The organism is Rhodocyclus gracilis, assembly GCF_009617575.1.
Taxonomy (GTDB): Bacteria; Pseudomonadota; Gammaproteobacteria; order Burkholderiales; family Rhodocyclaceae; genus Rhodocyclus; species Rhodocyclus gracilis.
Genome location: NZ_WIXJ01000007.1, coordinates 76,292 through 95,197 on the forward strand (window position 1 = coordinate 76,292; position 18,906 = coordinate 95,197).

At 65.8% G+C, this 18,906-nt stretch carries 20 protein-coding genes; 18 read left to right on the top strand and 2 right to left on the bottom strand.

Features of this window, described 5'->3' with window-relative positions; genetic code table 11:
- The first annotated feature begins 59 nt into the window (after positions 1 to 59).
- Positions 60 to 1,700 carry a methyl-accepting chemotaxis protein gene (locus GHK24_RS10360; RefSeq protein WP_153472805.1) on the top strand — a complete coding sequence of 547 codons (1,641 nt, stop codon included), beginning with the start codon at positions 60 to 62 and terminating at the stop codon, positions 1,698 to 1,700.
- On the opposite strand, the gene GHK24_RS10365 is transcribed toward GHK24_RS10360, so the two are convergent.
- The gene (locus GHK24_RS10365) at positions 1,697 to 2,755 is read right to left on the bottom strand and encodes an SIR2 family protein (protein ID WP_153472806.1); all 1,059 of its coding nucleotides are present in this window, start codon (positions 2,753 to 2,755) and stop codon (positions 1,697 to 1,699) included. The genes GHK24_RS10360 and GHK24_RS10365 overlap by 4 nt on opposite strands.
- A 293-nt stretch (positions 2,756 to 3,048) precedes the next feature.
- The gene (locus GHK24_RS10370) at positions 3,049 to 4,029 is read right to left on the bottom strand and encodes an NAD(+)--dinitrogen-reductase ADP-D-ribosyltransferase (protein ID WP_153472807.1); all 981 of its coding nucleotides are present in this window, start codon (positions 4,027 to 4,029) and stop codon (positions 3,049 to 3,051) included.
- Positions 4,030 to 4,129: 100 nt separating this feature from the next.
- Between GHK24_RS10370 and nifH the strand changes: the two genes are divergently transcribed.
- The 17 genes from nifH to nifE all read left to right on the top strand — a co-directional run bounded on the left by nifH (position 4,130) and on the right by nifE (position 18,749).
- Positions 4,130 to 5,020 carry a nitrogenase iron protein gene (gene nifH / locus GHK24_RS10375; RefSeq protein WP_153472808.1) on the top strand — a complete coding sequence of 297 codons (891 nt, stop codon included), beginning with the start codon at positions 4,130 to 4,132 and terminating at the stop codon, positions 5,018 to 5,020.
- An 89-nt stretch (positions 5,021 to 5,109) separates the two neighbouring features.
- Positions 5,110 to 6,582: a nitrogenase molybdenum-iron protein alpha chain gene (gene nifD / locus GHK24_RS10380; protein WP_153472809.1), complete on the top strand. Its 1,473-nt coding sequence runs from the start codon at positions 5,110 to 5,112 to the stop codon at positions 6,580 to 6,582.
- 100 nt (positions 6,583 to 6,682) lie between these two features.
- Positions 6,683 to 8,251 carry a nitrogenase molybdenum-iron protein subunit beta gene (gene nifK, locus GHK24_RS10385; RefSeq protein WP_153472810.1) on the top strand — a complete coding sequence of 523 codons (1,569 nt, stop codon included), beginning with the start codon at positions 6,683 to 6,685 and terminating at the stop codon, positions 8,249 to 8,251.
- Positions 8,252 to 8,312: 61 nt separating this feature from the next.
- Positions 8,313 to 8,534, top strand: a complete 222-nt coding sequence (gene nifT / locus GHK24_RS10390; protein ID WP_153472811.1) for a putative nitrogen fixation protein NifT — start codon at positions 8,313 to 8,315, stop codon at positions 8,532 to 8,534.
- A gap of 20 nt (positions 8,535 to 8,554) precedes the next feature.
- On the top strand, positions 8,555 to 8,752 hold the full coding sequence (locus tag GHK24_RS10395) for a 4Fe-4S binding protein (protein WP_153472812.1): 198 nt from the start codon (positions 8,555 to 8,557) through the stop codon (positions 8,750 to 8,752).
- 13 nt (positions 8,753 to 8,765) lie between these two features.
- Complete coding sequence (locus tag GHK24_RS10400; protein WP_153472813.1) at positions 8,766 to 9,491, top strand: dinitrogenase iron-molybdenum cofactor N-terminal domain-containing protein; 726 nt, start codon at positions 8,766 to 8,768, stop codon at positions 9,489 to 9,491.
- On the top strand, positions 9,488 to 9,772 hold the full coding sequence (locus GHK24_RS10405; RefSeq protein ID WP_153472814.1) for a DUF6129 family protein: 285 nt from the start codon (positions 9,488 to 9,490) through the stop codon (positions 9,770 to 9,772). Before GHK24_RS10400 ends, GHK24_RS10405 begins: the two co-directional genes overlap by 4 nt.
- Positions 9,773 to 9,923: 151 nt before the next feature.
- Entirely contained in the window at positions 9,924 to 10,937 is a 1,014-nt protein-coding gene (locus GHK24_RS10410) for a hypothetical protein (protein WP_153472815.1), read from the top strand.
- Positions 10,938 to 11,141: 204 nt separating this feature from the next.
- The gene (locus GHK24_RS10415; protein WP_228384658.1) at positions 11,142 to 11,750 is read left to right on the top strand and encodes a nitrogen fixation protein NifQ; all 609 of its coding nucleotides are present in this window, start codon (positions 11,142 to 11,144) and stop codon (positions 11,748 to 11,750) included.
- Between the two features lie 20 nt (positions 11,751 to 11,770).
- On the top strand, positions 11,771 to 12,193 hold the full coding sequence (locus GHK24_RS10420; RefSeq protein ID WP_153472816.1) for a hypothetical protein: 423 nt from the start codon (positions 11,771 to 11,773) through the stop codon (positions 12,191 to 12,193).
- Between the two features lie 99 nt (positions 12,194 to 12,292).
- Positions 12,293 to 13,108 (top strand): TOBE domain-containing protein, encoded by an 816-nt coding sequence (locus tag GHK24_RS13910; RefSeq protein ID WP_340666170.1) that lies wholly within the window; start codon positions 12,293 to 12,295, stop codon positions 13,106 to 13,108.
- A 111-nt stretch (positions 13,109 to 13,219) separates the two neighbouring features.
- Entirely contained in the window at positions 13,220 to 14,002 is a 783-nt protein-coding gene (gene modA / locus GHK24_RS10430; protein WP_228384659.1) for a molybdate ABC transporter substrate-binding protein, read from the top strand.
- Positions 14,003 to 14,080: 78 nt separating this feature from the next.
- Positions 14,081 to 14,464 (top strand): NifB/NifX family molybdenum-iron cluster-binding protein, encoded by a 384-nt coding sequence (locus GHK24_RS10435; protein WP_153472817.1) that lies wholly within the window; start codon positions 14,081 to 14,083, stop codon positions 14,462 to 14,464.
- Positions 14,464 to 15,321: a ModD protein gene (gene modD / locus GHK24_RS10440; protein WP_153472818.1), complete on the top strand. Its 858-nt coding sequence runs from the start codon at positions 14,464 to 14,466 to the stop codon at positions 15,319 to 15,321. The genes GHK24_RS10435 and modD overlap by 1 nt, the downstream gene beginning before the upstream one ends.
- On the top strand, positions 15,315 to 15,986 hold the full coding sequence (gene modB, locus GHK24_RS10445; protein ID WP_153472819.1) for a molybdate ABC transporter permease subunit: 672 nt from the start codon (positions 15,315 to 15,317) through the stop codon (positions 15,984 to 15,986). The genes modD and modB overlap by 7 nt, the downstream gene beginning before the upstream one ends.
- Complete coding sequence (gene modC / locus GHK24_RS10450) at positions 15,983 to 17,053, top strand: molybdenum ABC transporter ATP-binding protein (RefSeq protein ID WP_153472820.1); 1,071 nt, start codon at positions 15,983 to 15,985, stop codon at positions 17,051 to 17,053. The genes modB and modC overlap by 4 nt, the downstream gene beginning before the upstream one ends.
- Before the next feature lie 286 nt (positions 17,054 to 17,339).
- Positions 17,340 to 18,749, top strand: a complete 1,410-nt coding sequence (nifE, locus tag GHK24_RS10455) for a nitrogenase iron-molybdenum cofactor biosynthesis protein NifE (RefSeq protein ID WP_153472821.1) — start codon at positions 17,340 to 17,342, stop codon at positions 18,747 to 18,749.
- Positions 18,750 to 18,906: the final 157 nt, after the last annotated feature.

The window sequence follows — 18,906 nt, forward strand, 5'->3', positions numbered from 1 at the left end:
AGGCCGGCCCGGAACGACATCACCGACGGCCCACTGGCGGGTAACAAGGGAGAAGATCAATGATTGATCGGCTAAGCTTAAAAACGAAAATAACACTGCTGGTGCTGTCGGCGGTCTTCGGACTCCTCTGCCTGACGGCCTATGCGGCTTATCAGGCACGCGAGGATCTTCTCGACGGGCGCAAGGAGACCATCCAGTCCGTCCTCGAAGGCACCTACGCGACGCTGGCAGCCTTCCAGGCGGAAGAAGCCGCCGGCAAACTCACTCGCGAGCAGGCGCAGCGCGCCGCCGCCGAAGCGATTTCGCGCATCCGTTACGGCGGCAACGACGGTAAATCGGAATATGTTTATTCCTTCACCACCGAAGGGGTCTGCATATATCACGTGATCAAGGATCGCATCGGCAAGAACATGCTCGAAAAGATCCGCGACGCGCAGGGCAATTACACCTGGAAGGATATCCTGAGCGTCGTACAGAAAAACCCTGATGGCGATTTTCTGAAAACCCTGACCGCGCGCCCCGGCGAAAAAGAAACCCTCGAAAAACTCGGTTACGTCAAACTCTTTACGCCGTGGTCATGGGTAATCGGCACGGGCGTATATATCGATGACATCAACGCCGAATTCCGTCTGCGCCTGACGGTTATCCTGAGCATTGCCGGAGTACTGCTGCTCGTGATCGCCGGCTTCGGCTTTGTCGTGGCGCGCGGCGTGCTGCGGCAAGTGGGCGGCGAGCCGTCACTGGCCATCGATGTCATGTCACGCGTTGCCGGTGGTGATCTTTCCGGCACGCTGCCGCCGGCGCCCAAGGGTAGCCTGATGGATTCGATGGCGAACATGGTGACGGCGCTGCGCCACATGGTCGCCGAAATCACCCAGAGCGCCGTGCGCCTGGCCGGCGACGCCGAGCGCATCAGCGGCGCCTCGAACGAAGTGTCGACGGCGGTGCACGCGCAGAGCGACGCGACGCAATCGATGGCGGCCGCCATCGAAGAGATGACCGTCAGCGTCCAGCAAATCTCCGGCAGCGCGCACGGCACGGAAGAAGAGTCGTCCCGCTCGGCCGAACTCGCCGAAGAAGGCGTGCAGCGCATTCATGCCGCGAGCCACGAAATCGACGGCATCGCCAGCTCCGTGACGGCGGCCTCGGAACGCATCCGGCAACTGGAACAGCGGGCCGCCCAGATTTCGACGGTGGCGGGCGTCATCAAGGAAATCGCCGGGCAGACCAACCTGCTGGCGCTCAATGCGGCCATCGAGGCCGCGCGCGCCGGCGAGCAGGGGCGCGGTTTTGCCGTCGTTGCCGACGAAGTCCGCAAACTCGCCGAGCGCACCTCGCTGGCCACGGTCGAGATCGAGGAAATGCTCGTCGGCGTTCAGTCCGATACCGGCGACGTGGTCGGCGTCATGGACGCCGCGCTACCGCAGGTGGAAGCCGGCGTGCGCGCCGCCGACGGCGCCGCCGACTCGCTGCAGAAGATCAAGGAGAGCGCGCACGCGACGCTCGCCCGCATCCGCGAAGTCGCCAGCGCCACCAAGGAGCAAGGCATCGCCAGCGAGAGCATCGCGCAACGGATCGAGCAGATTTCGCAGATGGCGGAAGAAACCAATGCCAGCATGCGAACCACCGCCGAGACGGCCGCCGATCTGGAGCGGCTCGCCGCCGACCTGAATCAGCTGGTCAGCCGCTTCCGCTGCTAGCCCGCAGGGGCGGCCGGCACTCCACCGGCCGCCCGCATGAGATCGCCAACATCGGCGTCGATGACGCTAAAGCCCAGCTGCGCGCAGAAGCGGCGTTCCTTGGCACTGGCCTGCGGTAGCAAGGCCCAGCCTGCCGGGCCCTCGGCGGCGCCGTGACAGATGTCGCGCAACAGCATGCGCTCGGTATCGCGCGTCAGGCGCAGGCCCAGCAGCAGATAGCGTTTCTGCTCGCGCCGCCGCTTGAGAAAGGCCGGCACACCAAAGCCGCCCATCAGCTCGGTCAGGTAATCGACGAAATCGGCGTCCGACGCGATGTAGGACGATTCCGGACGCAGCGCGCCCACTCCACCCACTCCACCCACTCCACCCACGGCGCCAGCGCCGCCAAGGCCAGCGACTCCAGCCCCGCCACCAACTGTAGCCCCCCCACCCACTCCTCGCACGCCGCCCGGCAAGGGCGCGCCGAGCGGTTTGAAGAGTGTCGGCAGCGACGGATCGGCCAACTCCGGCTCGATGGCGACATAGCCCTCACCGTCGTAGCGAAACAACCGGAAGCGATACGCTGTCCCGCCGAGACGCGCGCAGCCGAGGACGACCTGATGCAGCGCCGGGCGCCGACTGGCGTAGCCATCGAGTAGCTGGCGGTCGCGGTTGAAGTCGATGACGTAAGGCGGCGCGATCTCGCGCAGCCAGTCGTGTGCCGCCGCGCGCGTCCACTCGTCGCTGTCGTACGTAGTATCGAGAAAGCGTTTGATCGCCGCGCGACCGCGTTTCAGCTCGATATTCATCGCCGCCCGCGAAAACTCGAACATCAGCTTCGGCGCCATCGGCCGCCCCCCGTTCATGGCGATGATCATCGCCTCGGAAGTGACCGGCAAAGCGCGACCGTCGCGCTGCGAGACGACATCGGCGAGCACGCCGGGCCCCAGGCAGGGAATGATCCGACCATCGCCGAGACCGGCCCGGAGGTGCTGCGCCAGCTCAGCCGACAAGGGCAATGGAGCAGACAGGGAGGCGGCGGCTGGCGCAGCGGCAGAGACGCTAACGGGTGACATGGTTTTCCTCGCGGCAAGCTAATGGACACCGGGCGAGCGCTGCGTGGTGACTGCGTGGTGAACCTCTCCGCGCGCAACGCCCCCCGCCGCATCGCGCGTGTGGCAGGCGATGCGCTCACCTCTCCGCAAGAAACGCGCCGGGGGGGTGTAAGGCGCTGCGATGCGCCGCAACGCCCGAAGTCCCGGCGCCGAGCCGCCCTGCCGCACGGAAAAACCACACGTCCCGCCGCCGGGAAATCGCCCCGCGAACGCCGTCGACACGGCGTTTGTCGTCTTTACGACAGAGCGGGGCGTCAGAAGGTCGACTGCGTCACGGCGTAGGCGCCGCCAATGACGACGCACTCGTCTTCGCCCTGCAAGGCGCCGGGCAGCAGGGCCGAGTGCACGAAGATTTTCGCCTGCGGCACGCGGGCGCACAGGATGTGATCGCCGAATTCGCCCGCCCGCTCACGCGAGCGAGAAAACGAGCACAGGCTGTTGAGCCAGACGATCTGATGCCCGCCCGGCAGACTCTGCAAGACCTCGTGCTCGGCGAGCCGGTTCACGCCGCGATAAAGCAGGCAACTGGCGGTGCCGCGACGGCCCGCCTCATCCTCGGCACGCCGCCGGAATTCATACTGGCAATAGGCGTACACGAGGTCGAGCTGCGCCTCCAGCGCGTTGGCGCCGTACAGCGCCTGCGCGCGCATCTCCTGATAGCGCATGGACGCGGGGGAGGACGGATCGCGCAACCGCTCGCCATGAAAGCGCGGCAGCAAGCCAAAGCGCGACTCGACCCAGCCTTTCAGCGCCGCCCCTTCGCGGCTGTCGGCATTGAAGCTCCAGCCACGCAACAGGCGCAGCCAGTTGGCCTTGGCGCGACTGCTCGCCGCTTCCGTCAGACCGGCCTCGTCGAGCTGTTCCAGACAGAAACGCACGCTCATGTAGTCACGAAAGGCCGCCGCACGGGCGGGGGCAGCGTCGAGCAGATCGAGACGGCGAAAGAGATCGCGGTGAAAGACGGCGACGCCGTCGATTTCCAGCGCCGCCGGATGCTTCTGGAAGGTGAGTCCCGCCAATACGGAAGCCGGCAGATTGCAGCGATTGATCGGCAGACAGCTGTGTGCCGGCAGCGGCGCGCGGGAAGCGCTGGCGACGGGCGCAGAGACGAGGGAAGGAGCGCCCTGGCGATTGTCGTCTGCCCGACAGGCGGCGCCGTGATTGTCGACTTCGGCCCCCTCGGGCGATTCGTCACGCCCCGACAGAAATTCGCTTTCTTCTTTTATATCAGGCATCTGGAGTCGCCGGACAAGGGTGGCATGGTCTTTGCGAAACGCATGTCGAAGCCGCCTTAGCCTTCGGCTCAGAAGCTTCATTAATCAAAGGAGATGCATCATGGCAAAACTGCGTCAAGCCGCCATCTACGGTAAAGGTGGCATCGGCAAGTCTACCACCACGCAAAACCTCGTCGCCGCCCTCGCCGAGGCCGGCAAGAAGGTCATGATCGTCGGCTGCGACCCGAAGGCCGACTCCACGCGTCTGATCCTGCACAGCAAGGCGCAGACCTCGGTCATGTCGCTCGCCGCCGAAGCCGGCAGCGTCGAGGATCTCGAACTCGAAGACGTCATGTCCATCGGTTTTGGCGGCGTCAAATGCGTCGAATCCGGCGGCCCGGAACCCGGCGTCGGCTGCGCCGGCCGTGGCGTCATCACCGCCATCAACTTCCTTGAGGAAGAAGGCGCCTACGACGAAGACCTCGACTTCGTCTTCTACGACGTGCTCGGCGACGTCGTCTGCGGCGGCTTCGCCATGCCGATCCGCGAAAACAAGGCGCAGGAAATCTACATCGTCTGCTCCGGCGAAATGATGGCCATGTACGCGGCGAACAACATCGCCAAGGGCATCGTCAAGTACGCCAACTCGGGCAGCGTGCGTCTGGCCGGCCTGATCTGCAACAGCCGCAAGACCGACCGCGAAGACGAACTGATCATGGCGCTGGCGGCCAAGCTGGGCACGCAGATGATCCACTTCGTGCCACGCGACAACGCCGTGCAGCACGCCGAAATCCGCCGCATGACGGTGATCGAGTTCGATCCGACGCACAAGCAGGCCGACGAGTACCGCGCCCTGGCTCGCAAGATCGTCGACAACAAGCTCTTCGTCATCCCGACGCCGCTCGAAATGGAAGAGCTGGAAGACCTGCTGATGGAGTTCGGGATCATGGAAGTCGAAGACGAGTCGATCGTCGGCAAGACGGCGGCCGAACTGGCAGCGACTGCCGCCTGATCCGGCGCGATTCGCTTGCTGCTGCTACGCACCCACCCCGTTGAGCGCCGTGCACAGATAGCTGCCGGCGTGAGGAAAGGAACAGCATTATGGCTGCGCTAACCCGCGAAGAAACCGAAGCCCTCATCCAGGAGGTGCTTGAGGTTTATCCCGAAAAGGCGAGAAAAGACCGTGCCAAGCACATCATGGTCAACGACGTCTCGCTGGAATCGTCCAAGAAGTGCATTACTTCCAACCGCAAGTCGCTGCCGGGCGTGATGACCATGCGCGGCTGCGCCTACGCCGGCTCGAAGGGCGTCGTCTGGGGGCCGATCAAGGACATGATCTCGATCTCCCACGGCCCCATCGGCTGCGGCCAGTACGCCCGTGGCGGACGCCGCAACTACTATGTCGGCACCACCGGCATCGACTCCTTCTGCGAGATCAATTTCACGTCCGACTTTCAGGAAAAGGACATCGTCTTCGGCGGCGACAAGAAACTCGCCAAGCTGATCAGCGAAATCGAGATGCTATTCCCGCTCAACAAGGGCATCTCGATCCAGTCCGAATGCCCGGTCGGGCTGATCGGCGACGACATCGAAGCCGTCGCCAAGAAAGCCGCCGTCGAGATCGGCAAGCCGGTCGTGCCGGTGCGCTGCGAGGGCTTCCGTGGCGTTTCGCAATCGCTCGGCCACCACATCGCCAATGACTCGGTGCGCGACTGGATCCTCTCCAACCGCGACGGTCAGGCCTTTGAAAAGACGCCGTACGACGTCGCCATCCTTGGCGACTACAACATCGGCGGCGACGCCTGGGCGTCGCGCATTCTGCTCGAAGAAATGGGCCTGCGCGTCGTCGCCCAGTGGTCCGGCGACGGCACGCTCGCCGAGATGGAGAACACCCCGAACGTCAAGCTGAACCTGCTGCACTGCTACCGTTCGATGAACTACATCTCGCGCCACATGGAAGAGAAGTACGGCATTCCGTGGATGGAATACAACTTCTTCGGCCCGACCAAGATCGCCGAAAGTCTGCGTGCCATCGCCGCGCACTTCGACGACCACATCAAGGAAGGCGCCGAGCGCGTCATCGCCAAGTACACGCCGCTGATGAACGAGGTGATCGCCAAGTACAAGCCGCGCCTGCAGGGCAAGAAGGTGATGCTGTACGTCGGTGGCCTGCGCCCGCGTCACGTCGTCGGCGCCTACGAAGATCTCGGCATGGAAGTGGTCGGCACGGGCTACGAATTCGCCCACAACGACGACTACGACCGGACGATCAAGGAAATGGGCGATGCCACGCTGATTTACGACGACGCGACCGGCCACGAACTCGACGAGTTCGTCAAAGCCATGAAGCCCGATCTGATCGGTTCCGGCATCAAGGAAAAGTACGTCTTCCACAAGATGGGCGTGCCCTTCCGCCAGCTCCACTCGTGGGACTACTCGGGGCCGTACCACGGCTACGACGGCTTCGCCATCTTCGCCCGCGACATGGACCTGACGCTGAACAACCCCTGCTGGGGCCTGCTCAAGGCGCCGTGGAGCAAGGCCGCGCAGGAAGAACAGAAGCTGGTGGCGTAAGACAACGAGCAGGTGGGCGCGGCGTCAGTGCCGTCGCCGCCCACCGGTCAAGTGACACGCCCGCTGTCCACAGATTGGTGGCCGGGCCAAGGAGATGACGATGCAAACCATAGACAAGATCAAGCCGTGCTACCCGCTGTTCCGGGCGGACGACTATCAGGACATGATCGCCCGCAAGCGCGGCACCTTCGAAGAGGCGCCGGGCAAGGACAAGGTCGCCGAGACCTTCGCCTGGACGACGACGCAGGAGTATCAGGATCTCAACTTCAAGCGCGAAGCGCTGACCATCAACCCGGCCAAGACCTGTCAGCCGCTTGGTTCCGCCCTGTGCGGTCTGGGCTTCAAGAAGACCATGGTCTACATCCACGGCTCGCAAGGCTGCGTCGCCTACTTCCGCACCTACTTCAACCGTCACTTCAAGGAGCCGATTGCCTTCATCGCCGACTCGATGACGGAAGACGCCGCTGTCTTCGGCGGGCAGAAGAACATCCACGAAGGCCTCGCCAACGCCTCCAAGCTCTATGGCGCCGAGATGATCGCCGTGTCGACGACCTGCATCGCCGAGGTGATCGGCGACGACCTGAACGCCTTCATCAACAACGCCAAGAACGAAGGCTACATCGCCAAGGACTTCCCCGTTCCCTTTGCCCACACGCCGAGCTTTGTCGGCTCGCACGTGACCGGCTGGGACAACATGGAAGAAGGCATTCTCCGGTACTTCACGCTGAACACGATGGAAGGCAAGGCGCCGGGCAAGAACGGCAAGATCAACATCGTTCCCGGTTTCGAGACCTACCTCGGCAACTACCGCGTCATCAAGCGCATGCTGCGCGAGATGGGCGTCGAGTACACGATGCTCTCCGATCCGGAAGAGGTCCTCGACACACCGGCCGACGGTGAATTCCGCATGTACGCGGGCGGCACGACGATGGACGAGGTGAAGGATGCGCCGAACGCCATCACCACCGTTCTGCTGCAACCGCTCGGCCTCGACAAGACCAAGAAGTTCGTCGAGACGACGTGGAACCACGAGGTGCCGAAGCTCAACATCCCGATGGGCGTTGCCTGGACAGACGAATGGCTGATGAAGATCGCCGAGCTGACGGGCAAGGAAATTCCGCCCTCGCTGACGCTCGAACGCGGCCGTCTGCTCGACATGATGACCGACTCGCACGCCTGGCTGCACGGCAAGAAGATGGCGGTCTACGGCGACCCCGACTTCACCCTCGGCATGGTCAAGGTGCTGCTCGAATTCGGCATCGAGCCGACACACATCGTCAGCACCAACGGTGGCAAGCGCTGGGACAAGGCGATGAAGAAGCTGCTCGAAAGCTCGCCCTACGGCGCCTCCGCCAAGACCTATCCGGGCGCCGACCTGTGGCACCTGCGCAGCCTGTGCTTCACCGACAAGCCGGACTTCATCATCGGCAGCAGCTACGGCAAGTACATCCAGCGCGACACGCTGCACAAGGGCCGCGAGTTCGAGGTGCCGCTGATCCGCATCGGCTTCCCGATCTTCGACCGTCACCACCTGCACCGCATGACGACGCTGGGCTACGAGGGCGCGATGTACATCCTCACCACGCTGACCAACGCCGTGCTGGAACGGCTCGACGACGAAACGCGCGGCATGGGCACCACCGACTACAACCACGACCTCGTCCGCTGACGAAAGGGGCGGCGCGGATTTCCCCCGCGCCGCCTCGCCAGGAAAAGGCAGGAGAAAGCGCATGGCGAACATCATGATTCGCAGGAACGACAAGGGCTACGTCTTCTACATGCCCAAGCGCGACATCGAGGACAGCATCCTCTCGATGGAATTCGATACCCCCGAAAAATGGGGCGGCGAAATCCGTCTCGGCAACGGCGGCGTCTATTTCATCGAACCGCAGGCCGCTCCGGCGCGCCTGCCCATTTCCGTCCGGGCCAAACGGCTCGACGGCGTTGAGTAACCCGGCATAGGAGAACCATCATGGCCATGAAAATCGTACAAGCGGAATGCACCTCCTGCGGCGACTGCGCGACGGTCTGCCCGACCCAGTCGATCACCGAAAAGAGCGGCATCTTCAAGATCAACAAGGACACGTGCACCGAATGCGAAGGCGATGCCGATACGCCGCGCTGTGTCGACACCTGCCCGTCCGGCGACACCTGCATCGTCTATCTCTGAGCGGGAGAGCATCATGAGCCCGTCCATGACACGCGAAGCGGCCCTGCGCATCGCCCTGGCCGCCCGCGAACTGCCGGCCGTCGGCGCCGCCTCGCTGGTCACCGCCATCGTCGGACGCCTTGGCCTGCCGCTGACGGAACTACGGCTGACGGCGATGACGGTGGACGATCTGCGCGAAATCCTCGCCGGTGACCACGCCGACGAAAACTGTGTCGTCGGCGTCAGCGCCGATGCCCTGAAGCGCGCCGTGCGCTGTCTGTGGGGCGAAGGCGTCAGCGGCAGCGACCTGCCGCCGCTCGACGGGCTCGCCGGCGACGCTGCGCCGGGCTCCATCCGCGTCGCCTGCGCCTCCAACCATGACGAGCTGCTCGACGGGCATTTCGGCTCCTGCGAACGCTTCCTGATCTATCAGGTATCGCCGTCGGATATCCGCCTGATCGCCGTCCGCCCCACGCTCGAAGCCGACGCCGCCGAGGACCGCAACCTGTCGCGCGCCGCCCTGATCGGCGACTGCCAGCTCGGCTACTTCCAGTCGATTGGTGGCCCCGCCGCCGCCAAGGTAGTGCGCGCCGGCGTGCATCCGGTGAAGGTGGCGCAAGGCGGCGAAGCGCGCGCCGTGCTTGGCCGCCTGCAACAGGCGCTGCAAACGCCGCCGCCCTGGCTGGCGAAGGTCATGGGCGTCACCGCCGCCTCGCTCACTCCCTTCCGCGAACTGCTCGAACACGGAGAAGCATCATGATCGACGATGCCGTCCTGCACGGCGTCCTCGCGACAGTCGCCGGCGCGCGTGGCCCGGCCGCCTGTGGCGACGGGCTCGCCCACCTCCTGCGCGAACGCTTTCCCGGCCTCCACAACATCACCGTCTGCGCCGACGACGACACGCCCGCCCGCCTGTCGCCGGCCGCCAGCAATGAGGTCTGCTCGCTCTACTTCGTCAGCGCCGGCGAACACTGCCTGTCGCTCACCACCGACCCCGCCAGCGCCAGCGGCCTCGTCGTCGCCCTGCATGATGAAGACTGAGCCGACCCTCCTTCGCGCTGCCGCACGGCCGGGCGCTGCGGGCGCGTCAGTGGCAGCGCATGCAAGGGACGCAACAGCCGCCGCGAGCGCCGCACGCACGCTTTTCCGCAGCCCGGCAACGCCCCGTTTTTTTCTCCGGAAGTAAAACACCATGCCTGCTCTTCTCGACACGCCCGACCTGCGCACACTTGCCGACGCCATCGACGACAGCTGCGTCATGCTCTCCGCGCAGCAAGGCGGCCTACCGACGCCGGGAGCCTCGCAGACGCTGGCACGTCAGCTCGCCGAAACGCTGGCGCGACTGGTGCCCGGCGTGCGCTTTCGCGAGGCTCTGACACGTGGCGGCTGGTACCGGCTGGGCAGCGTCATCGATGGCAACGGCGAGCGCGTGGCGGCACAACTCGGACGCTGGGCCGAGGACGCACTGGCAAGCCACGGCGGCGACCTGCACGCCCTCGCCGACGATTGCGCGGCGCGCGGCCTGCGCGCGACATGCCTGAACGGCAAGACGCACTACTGGGTCGCACAGATCGGCCCGGCGGCCACCGACATGCTGCAACTGGAAATCGAAGAATTGCAGGAAGTGGTCAGCCATGTGCTGGTCGACGACGACGCCCCGTCGCAGCCGACCAGCCTCGAAGAGCTGATCGATCCCGGCGAAGACACGGCGCGCCTCAATCTGCCCATCGGCGCACCGTTCTACTCGCTGCGCCGGCTCGCCCATGTCGGCGACTTTCTCGCCACCCTGCGCGCGCAAAAGCCGCAGCCTCAGGCTGTGCATCGCTTCATCGACGACTGGCAGCGTTCGAGTGCCGGCGCCAGCACGCTCTTCTCGACTCACTGGCTGCTGGCGCTGCGCGAGTACGTCGACCGCTACCATCAGACGATCTACCAGGCCCGTCCTCTGGCCGCCGCCGGAAAGGGCGCCCCCACCTTCGCCAGCTGCGTCGGCATGCGCGGACGCGCGCTACAGGAGGCGCTGACCGCCTTCGACCGGCAGGCCGGTTACCCGATGGCCTGGTTTTTTCACACCCTGACGAGCAAGGCCGTGCCTCTCGCAGTCACCGTCGCTGTCGTCGAAGACATGCACGCCGGCTTCCACTACCTGCCGCAGCGCGATCTCGACGTCGTCACCGACAGCCTGCACCGCCCCTACAGCTTCTAGCGAGGAGGCCCCGTGGCGTACTCACTCCACTCCCCACGACACGCGCCGCGATCCGCGTCGCTCCGCGCTGCGCCTATTCTCGCTGCGCCACTTCTCCCCGCACCGCTTGTCGCGACATCCATTCACGCAGTCCCTCCCGCCTCGCCCGCGCGCGCAGCGACGCAGCCCCCCCACCGCCACGCCAGCGAGCCGCTGCCGAAGACGTTGCCGGAGCAGCAGCCAGAAACACTGCCGGAATCACTACGTCACGCACTCATCGGTGTCATTCGCGCCGGCATCGCCGCGCAGCGCACGCCGCCGATCCGCGGCCTCGCCCCGGCGAGTTGGCACCGCCTGCTGCAAGCACTGGCGCTCGACGAGGCATCGCTGGCACGCCCGCCGTCGGCGGACGCGGCAACCCCGGCGGCGAGTCCCCTCGCCCCCGATGAAACGACGCGCCTCCGTGCCGCAACGCGCGCGATCGAAGCGGCGGAAAAATTCAACGAATGCGATGAATTCGACGAACTGCTCGAACTGCTCCTCGCGCAAGGCCAATCGCCCAGCGAGGCGCAGGCTTGGCTCGCCTATGCGATGGCCTCGGCGGCGATGGGCGAAAACCACCTCTGGCAGGACATGGGGCTCCCCAGCCGCGATGCGCTGTCGGCGCTGATGGCCGAATACTTCCCGGCGCTCTACGCCGCCAACAGCGGCAACATGAAATGGAAGAAGTTTTTTTACCGCCAGCTCTGCGCCCGTGCCGGCATCCCGATCTGCAAGTCGCCGCACTGCGCCGACTGCCACGACTATTCCCTCTGTTTCGCGCCGGAAAACTGAAGCCCGCGCGCCGCCACGCCATGGACAAGACCCCCATACACCACACGCAGGACGCGGTCTGGCACAGCCACTTCCGGGCGCCGCGACGTCCGGCGCGCGACACACAGGACGTGCGCTGGCAGGACGACCTGCCGCCGGCGTACAAGGATCTGGTAATCGTCCCCCTGCGCTTCGAGATCCTGCACGAGTACGAAATTCTGGCGAACCGCACCAACGGCTACGACGAGAACGAGCAGGCGTGCTACTGCGCCTATCGCTTCGTTCTGACGAGCCTGCGCTCGGACGACGACGAAATGTTCTACGAAGAGCCGACCTACGCCGAAACGACCGTCGCCTGGCGCATGCGCGACGAGCGCTGGCTGATCTACCGGCAGATCGTCGGCAATTACGCGCTCGGCGTCGCCCATCGCTTCTACTCCCTGAGCAATACGATGCCGCGCTGAACGAGCGCGGAAAATAAAAAGATTCCGCTTTACCCGCTACCCCGTCGGGTTATAAATTCACCCATCCGTTATATAGAAAACACTACAAAGGAATACGCGGTGACGACATCGTCCTCGTCGAAACTCGTCGGCAAACTCGCCGTCGAGACCGAGTTTGGCAACTTCCTTGGCGATACCCGCATCCGTCTGCTCGAAGCCATCGGCCAGCATGGCTCGATCACGCAGGCCGCGAAGACCGTGCCGATCTCCTACAAAGCCGCCTGGGACGCCGTCGACGCCATGAACAACCTCGCCGAACAGCCGCTCGTCGAACGCTCGGCCGGCGGCCGCCACGGCGGCGGCACCCGGCTGACCGACTACGGACGCCGCTTGGTGGCGCTCTATCGGGCGATGGAAGTCGAATATCAGGACACCCTCGACCGCCTCTCCGAAAAACTCGGCGAAGGCGGCGATGTGGCGCAATTTCGCACTCTGCTGCGCCGCATGCAGATGAAGACCAGCGCGCGCAACCAGTTCGTCGGCCCGGTCTCGGCACTGCGCGAAGGCGCCGTCAACTTCGAAGTCTCGCTGCGTTTTGACGGCAATCAGGAAATCACCGCCATGATCACCCGCGAGAGCGCCGAAAACCTCGGACTCGCCATCGGCCGCGAAGTCCACGCCTTCGTCAAGGCGCAGTCGGTGATCCTGATGACGGAGCCGGCGGCGCGCACCTCGGCGCGCAACCATCTCTGGGGAACGGTCGCGCGTATCCACGAAGGCGCCGTGAATTCAGAAATCACGCTGGCCCTCCCCGGCGGCCGCAACGTCACCGCCATCGTCACCCGCGACAGCGTCGCCGCGCTGGCCCTGCACGAAGGCGCCGACGCCTGCGCCGTCATCAACGCCGCCAGCGTCCTGCTCGCCACCTTTGACTAAGGGACTTCGATCACGCCACTGCGACAACGCCATGCAACGCTGATGGCCGCCCCACACCACGAATCGCCCTGCCCCCGCATTCCACTCACCTCAGAAGGAAGCGCTTCCACCATGCCCTCCACGATGAACTCCCCTCGCTTTTTCCGTCTCCTTGGCAGCGTGCTGGCCGGCGCGGCCCTGTCGGCCATCGCGGTCGGCGCCCGCGCCGATGAAGTCTCGGTCGCCGTCGCCGCCAATTTCACCGCGCCGATGAAGCAGATCGCCAGCGACTTCGAGAAAGATACGGGCCACAAGGTGGTGCCGTCGTTCGGCTCGACTGGCAAGTTCTACGCGCAGATCAAGGCCGGCGCGCCGTTTGAAATCCTCCTCGCCGCCGACGACGAAACGCCGATCAAGCTCGAAAAGGAAGGCGACGCGGTGCGCGGCAGCCGCTTCACCTACGCCATCGGCAAGCTCGTCCTGTGGAGCAAGAAAGACGGCTACGTCGACGACAAGGGCGAAGTGCTCAAAAAGAACGAATTCCAGCACCTCTCGCTGGCCAATCCGAAACTCGCCCCCTACGGCGAAGCCGGCCTCGAAACCCTGAAGGCGCTCGGCCTCCTCGACGCCGTTCAGGCGAAGTTCGTCACCGCCGAAAACATCACCCAGGCCTACCAGTTCGTCGCCTCCGGCAATGCCGAACTCGGCTTCGTCGCGCTCTCGCAGGTCTATAAAGACGGCAAGATCAGCGAAGGCTCCGCCTGGATCGTCCCAGCCCACCTCTACCAGCCGATCCGGCAGGACGCCGTGATCCTCGCCAAAGGACGCGACAAAGCCGCCGCCGAGTCCCTGATGAAATATCTGCGCGGCGACAAGGCACGCGCCGTCCTGCGCGCCTACGGCTACGATTTTTAAACGCTGCCAACACCACTGAACGACGGCAAAGGCGCCGGGGGCACCCGCCCGGCGTCCCTGCCGCCCTAGGGTTTCCCCATGAAGATCGCTATCGCCACCCGCCATTTCGCGACGATTGCCCGCCACGCCGGGCAGACGCGCGAATGGCTGCTCTACGACTGCCTGCCAACGCAGGCGCCGCCCGCTCCCGAACGCATCGAACTGGCGCGCGAGCAGGTGATTCACCATTTCAGCGGAGAAGGCCCGCACCCGCTGGATGGCGCCGAACTCATCATCGCCGCCAGCGCCGGCGACGGCTTCGTACGCCACATGGCCAAACGCGGCGCCCGCGTCCTGCTGACCGCCGAAAGCGATCCCCTGCACGCCGTGACGAAGGTGCTGGCCGGCGAAGAACTCGCCGCGCCGCGTGCCGACGTCACGCGGGTGCTGTGCGCACTGCACGACGTTTTTTCCCGCCACTGATGAGCATCCTCTCCGACGACGCCCTGCACCGCCTGCTCTCCGACGACGCACCCTACGGTGACCTCAGCACCGCGACGCTCGGCATCGGTGCTGTCACGGGGCGCTGCGAATTCCGCGCCCGGCAAGCCATGCGCCTGTGCGGCAGCGAAGAAGCAGCACGCCTGTGCGAGCTGGCCGGGCTACAGGTTTCCGAACCCGCCCGCTCCGGCACCCCCTTGGCGGCAGACGACCTCATTTTCGTCGCCACGGGCACGGCAGCCGCCCTGCACCATGCGTGGAAGACGGCGCAGGTACTGATCGAATGGAGCAGCGGCATCGCCAGCCGCGCAGCGCGGATCGTCGCCGCCGCCAACGGCGTGACGGTGGCCTGTACGCGCAAGAGCGCGCCAGGAACGAAGGCCCTCTCGGTCAAGGCGGTACGCGCCGGCGGCGCACGCATGCACCGTCTGGGCCTCTCGGAAACCCTGCTGATCTTCGCCGAGCACCGCGCCTTCCTCAGCGAGACGCCGGGAGAGACCATCGCCCGCCTGCGCCAGCAGGAGCCGGAAAAACAGATCATGGTCGAAGTCAGCGACATCGCTACCGCCGTGCGCTGGGCAAGGGCGGGCGCGGATGCCTTGCAGCTTGAGAAATTCACGCCGGCGGCCGTCGCCGAGTGTCGTGCCGCCCTATCGGCGAATGCAGCAAATGCAGCGCATTCAACGCGTGCAACGCGTCCGCTGCTGCTGGCCGCCGCCGGCGGCGTCGATGCCGACAATGCTGCGGCCTATGTAGCAGCGGGCGCTGGCCTGCTGGTTACCTCCGCCCCTTTCTACGCCCCGCCCTGCGACGTCGCCGTCGCGCTGTGTGCATGCTGAGTCCGGACGACCTCGCCGCCATCGGCCTGACCCTGCGTCTGGCCGGACTGACCACCCTGCTGCTGCTGCTCGTCGGCACGCCCATCGCCTGGTGGCTGGCGCGCAGCCAGCACTGGCTGAAAGGCCCCATCGGCGCCGTCGTCACCCTGCCGCTGGTCCTGCCGCCGGCCGTGCTCGGTTTCTATCTGCTGGTACTGCTCGGCCCGGAGGGGCCTCTCGGCCAACTGACGCAAGCACTGGGGCTGGGCCTGCTGCCGTTCACCTTCCCCGGACTGGTGCTGGCCTCGGCGATCTACTCGATGCCTTTCGTCATTCAGCCCCTGCAACAGGCCTTCGCCGCCATCGGCGACGGGCCGCTGGAAGCGGCAGCGACGCTACGCGCCTCGCCGCTCGACACGTTTCTCAGCGTCGCCCTGCCGCTCGCCAGACCGGGCTTCATTACCGCCGCTATTCTGGGATTTGCCCACACCGTCGGCGAATTCGGCGTCGTGCTGATGATCGGCGGCAATATTCCGGGCAAGACACAGGTACTGTCGATGGCCATCTACAACCACGTCGAGGCACTCGAATACGGTCAGGCGCACTGGCTCGCCGGCGGCATGCTGCTGTTCTCCTTCGTCGTTCTGCTCGCGCTCAATCTGCGCGGCTGGCAGCGCAGCGTATGAGCATCGCCGCCCGCTTTGCCATCCGCTACGCCGGGTTTTCGCTGACGGCGGAATTCGATCTGCCGGGGCACGGCATCACCGCGCTGTTCGGTCCCTCCGGCTCGGGCAAAAGCACGCTGCTACGCGCCATCGCCGGACTCGAACGCTGGCCGGCAAGCCACCTGCGGGTCAACGACAGCGTCTGGCAAGACGCCACCAGCTTTCTGCCGACGCATCGGCGACCGCTCGGCTACGTCTTTCAGCACGCCAATCTCTTCCCGCACCTGTCGGTCGGGCGCAATCTCGACTACGGCGCGCGGCGTGCCGGCGCCGCCGCCCGCCGCGTCGTGCGGGACGACATCATCGAACTGCTCGGCATCGGCGCGCTGCTCGAACGCATGCCGGCGCGCCTCTCCGGCGGCGAACAACAGCGCGTTGCCATCGCCCGCGCACTGCTCACCGGCCCGGAACTGCTGCTGATGGACGAACCGCTGGCCGCACTCGATCTGGCGCGCAAGAACGAAATCCTGCCCTACCTCGAAACCCTGCACGACACGCTCGACATTCCCGTGCTCTACGTCAGCCACGCGCCGGACGAAGTGGCGCGCCTGGCCGACCATCTGCTCGTCCTCGACGCCGGCGCCATCGTCGCCCAAGGTCCGCTGGCCGAAACGCTGGCGCGCACCGACCTGCCGATTCCGCTCGGCGAGGATGCCGGCGTGGTCCTCGACGCCTACGTGCGCGAACGCGACGCCCGGTGGCATCTGGCACGCGTCGAGTTCCCCGGAGGCGAGCTGTGGGTGCGCGACGGCGGACAGGCCATCGGCAGCCGCGTGCGCCTGCGCATCCTCGCCCGCGACGTCAGCATCGCCCTCGAACGCCCGGAAGGCAGCAGCATCATGAACGCGCTGCCGGCGACGGTCGACGAGATCGCCGGCGAACCGCATCCGGCGCTCGCCCTGGTACGACTGAATGCCGGCAACTCGCCGCTGCTGGCGCGACTGACCCGACGCTCCGCCGATCTCCTCGCGCTGACACCGGGCGCGTCGGTGTGGGCACAGATCAAGGCCGTCGCGCTGATCGGCTGAGCGCTGCGGCGCTGCCGCCCCACTTCTCGGCGCCTCTGCTCCGCGCCTCCTCTCGGTGCCGTTTTTCCGCCGGCCTCTCAGCTTTTTTTTCGGCATTTCCGCTCGGCCCTGCCGCGCGCGCCTTCCCGCTCGCACCTCTACCGTCACGGCGATGCGCCACGCCGCCGCCCCGGATTGTCGTCTTTGCGACATCTTATCGCGCGCCACATCTCCACTAAATCATGGGCTTAGCGATGGCACGGCCCTTGCAAAACGGCAGGAGACAACGGAGAGCGGAGACAACGCCATGAAAACCTCGCACCTCGCCGAACTGCAGAACGAACCGGCGTGCGCGCACAACGCCAAGGAGAAATCCGGCTGCGCGCGCCCCAAGCCGGGCGCCACCGCCGGCGGCTGCTCCTTCGACGGCGCGCAGATCGCCCTGCTGCCGATTGCCGATGTCGCGCACATCGTGCACGGGCCGATTGCCTGCGCCGGCGCCTCCTGGGATAACCGTGGCAGCCGCTCCTCCGGGCCGACGCTCTACAAGATCGGCATGACCACCGACCTCTCCGAGCAGGATGTGATCATGGGGCGCGGCGAAAAACGCCTCTTTCACGCCATCGCCCAGGCGGTGACGACCTATTCGCCGGCGGCGGTCTTCGTCTACGTCACCTGCGTCACCGCGCTGATCGGCGACGATGTCGAAGCCGTCTGCAAGGCCGCGCAGCAGCATTGCGGCGTCCCCGTCATCCCGGTCGACTGTGCGGGCTTTTACGGCACCAAGAACCTCGGCAACCGGATCGCCGGCGAAGCGATGCTGACGCACGTCATCGGCACGCGCGAGCCGCCGCCGGTGCCGGAACACGCCCAGCGGGCGGGCATTCGCGTGCACGACATCAGCCTGATCGGCGAATACAACATCGCCGGCGAGTTCTGGCATGTCGCGCCGCTCTTTGACGAACTCGGGCTGCGCATTCTCTCCACGCTCTCCGGCGACGCACGCTTTCACGAAGTGCAGACCATGCACCGCGCCGAGGCCAGCATGGTCGTCTGCGCCAAGGCGCTGCTCAACGTGGCACGCGGCATCGAGGAGCGCTTCGGCGTGCCGTACTTCGAAGGCAGCTTCTACGGCGTCGCCGACATGTCGCAGGCGCTGCGCGCCTTCGCCGACCTCATCGACGACGACGATCTGCGCGCGCGCACGGACATCCTCATCGCCCGCGAGGAGGCGCGTGCCAACGCCGCCCTGGCGCCCTGGCGCGAACGCCTGCGGGGCCGGCGGGTGCTGCTCTACACCGGCGGCGTGAAATCCTGGTCCATCGTCTCCGCCTTGCAGGATCTCGGCATGGAAGTCGTCGCCACCGGCACCAAGAAGTCGACGGAAGAAGACAAGGCGCGCATCCGCGAGCTGATGGGCGAAAACGCCCGCATGATCGACGACGGCAGCCCGAAAGCGCTGCTCACGGCCTACAAGGACTACCGCGCCGACGTTCTCATCGCCGGCGGCCGCAACCTGTACACGGCGCTGAAAGCGCGCATTCCCTTCCTCGACATCAACCAGGAACGCGAATTCGGCTACGCCGGCTACGCCGGTATGAGCGAACTGGCGCGACAACTGGCGCTGACCATCGACAGCCCGGTCTGGCCTGCCGTCCGCAAAGCGCCGCCCTGGGCCGCCGCGACGGTGCACAACACGCCGCGCGCGCTCGGCTAGGAAAGCACGCGGCGAAGGCTCGCGGCGCCGAGGACGCGATGGCACGCGGGAACGACACGGCGTCCCAGCGTCACCCTGATACCGGCAATGTCGCATTCCCGACAGTACGACGAAACGCCAAGCCGCTGATTTAAAGGCACTAAACCCCTGGCATGGT

Excerpts from the sequence above, each read along its gene's own strand:
- GHK24_RS10400 (WP_153472813.1), top strand. The coding sequence starts at position 8,766 with ATGAGCCCGTCCATGACACGCGAAGCGGCCCTGCGCATCGCCCTGGCC.
- GHK24_RS10370 (WP_153472807.1), bottom strand. The coding sequence starts at position 4,029 with ATGCCTGATATAAAAGAAGAAAGCGAATTTCTGTCGGGGCGTGACGAA.
- GHK24_RS10410 (WP_153472815.1), top strand. The coding sequence starts at position 9,924 with ATGCCTGCTCTTCTCGACACGCCCGACCTGCGCACACTTGCCGACGCC.
- nifT (WP_153472811.1), top strand. The coding sequence starts at position 8,313 with ATGGCGAACATCATGATTCGCAGGAACGACAAGGGCTACGTCTTCTAC.
- GHK24_RS10395 (WP_153472812.1), top strand. The coding sequence starts at position 8,555 with ATGGCCATGAAAATCGTACAAGCGGAATGCACCTCCTGCGGCGACTGC.
- GHK24_RS10435 (WP_153472817.1), top strand. The coding sequence starts at position 14,081 with ATGAAGATCGCTATCGCCACCCGCCATTTCGCGACGATTGCCCGCCAC.
- nifD (WP_153472809.1), top strand. The coding sequence starts at position 5,110 with ATGGCTGCGCTAACCCGCGAAGAAACCGAAGCCCTCATCCAGGAGGTG.
- GHK24_RS10360 (WP_153472805.1), top strand. The coding sequence starts at position 60 with ATGATTGATCGGCTAAGCTTAAAAACGAAAATAACACTGCTGGTGCTG.
- modA (WP_228384659.1), top strand. The coding sequence starts at position 13,220 with ATGCCCTCCACGATGAACTCCCCTCGCTTTTTCCGTCTCCTTGGCAGC.
- modD (WP_153472818.1), top strand. The coding sequence starts at position 14,464 with ATGAGCATCCTCTCCGACGACGCCCTGCACCGCCTGCTCTCCGACGAC.
- nifK (WP_153472810.1), top strand. The coding sequence starts at position 6,683 with ATGCAAACCATAGACAAGATCAAGCCGTGCTACCCGCTGTTCCGGGCG.
- GHK24_RS10420 (WP_153472816.1), top strand. The coding sequence starts at position 11,771 with ATGGACAAGACCCCCATACACCACACGCAGGACGCGGTCTGGCACAGC.
- nifH (WP_153472808.1), top strand. The coding sequence starts at position 4,130 with ATGGCAAAACTGCGTCAAGCCGCCATCTACGGTAAAGGTGGCATCGGC.
- GHK24_RS10365 (WP_153472806.1), bottom strand. The coding sequence starts at position 2,755 with ATGTCACCCGTTAGCGTCTCTGCCGCTGCGCCAGCCGCCGCCTCCCTG.
- GHK24_RS10405 (WP_153472814.1), top strand. The coding sequence starts at position 9,488 with ATGATCGACGATGCCGTCCTGCACGGCGTCCTCGCGACAGTCGCCGGC.
- nifE (WP_153472821.1), top strand. The coding sequence starts at position 17,340 with ATGAAAACCTCGCACCTCGCCGAACTGCAGAACGAACCGGCGTGCGCG.
- modC (WP_153472820.1), top strand. The coding sequence starts at position 15,983 with ATGAGCATCGCCGCCCGCTTTGCCATCCGCTACGCCGGGTTTTCGCTG.
- modB (WP_153472819.1), top strand. The coding sequence starts at position 15,315 with ATGCTGAGTCCGGACGACCTCGCCGCCATCGGCCTGACCCTGCGTCTG.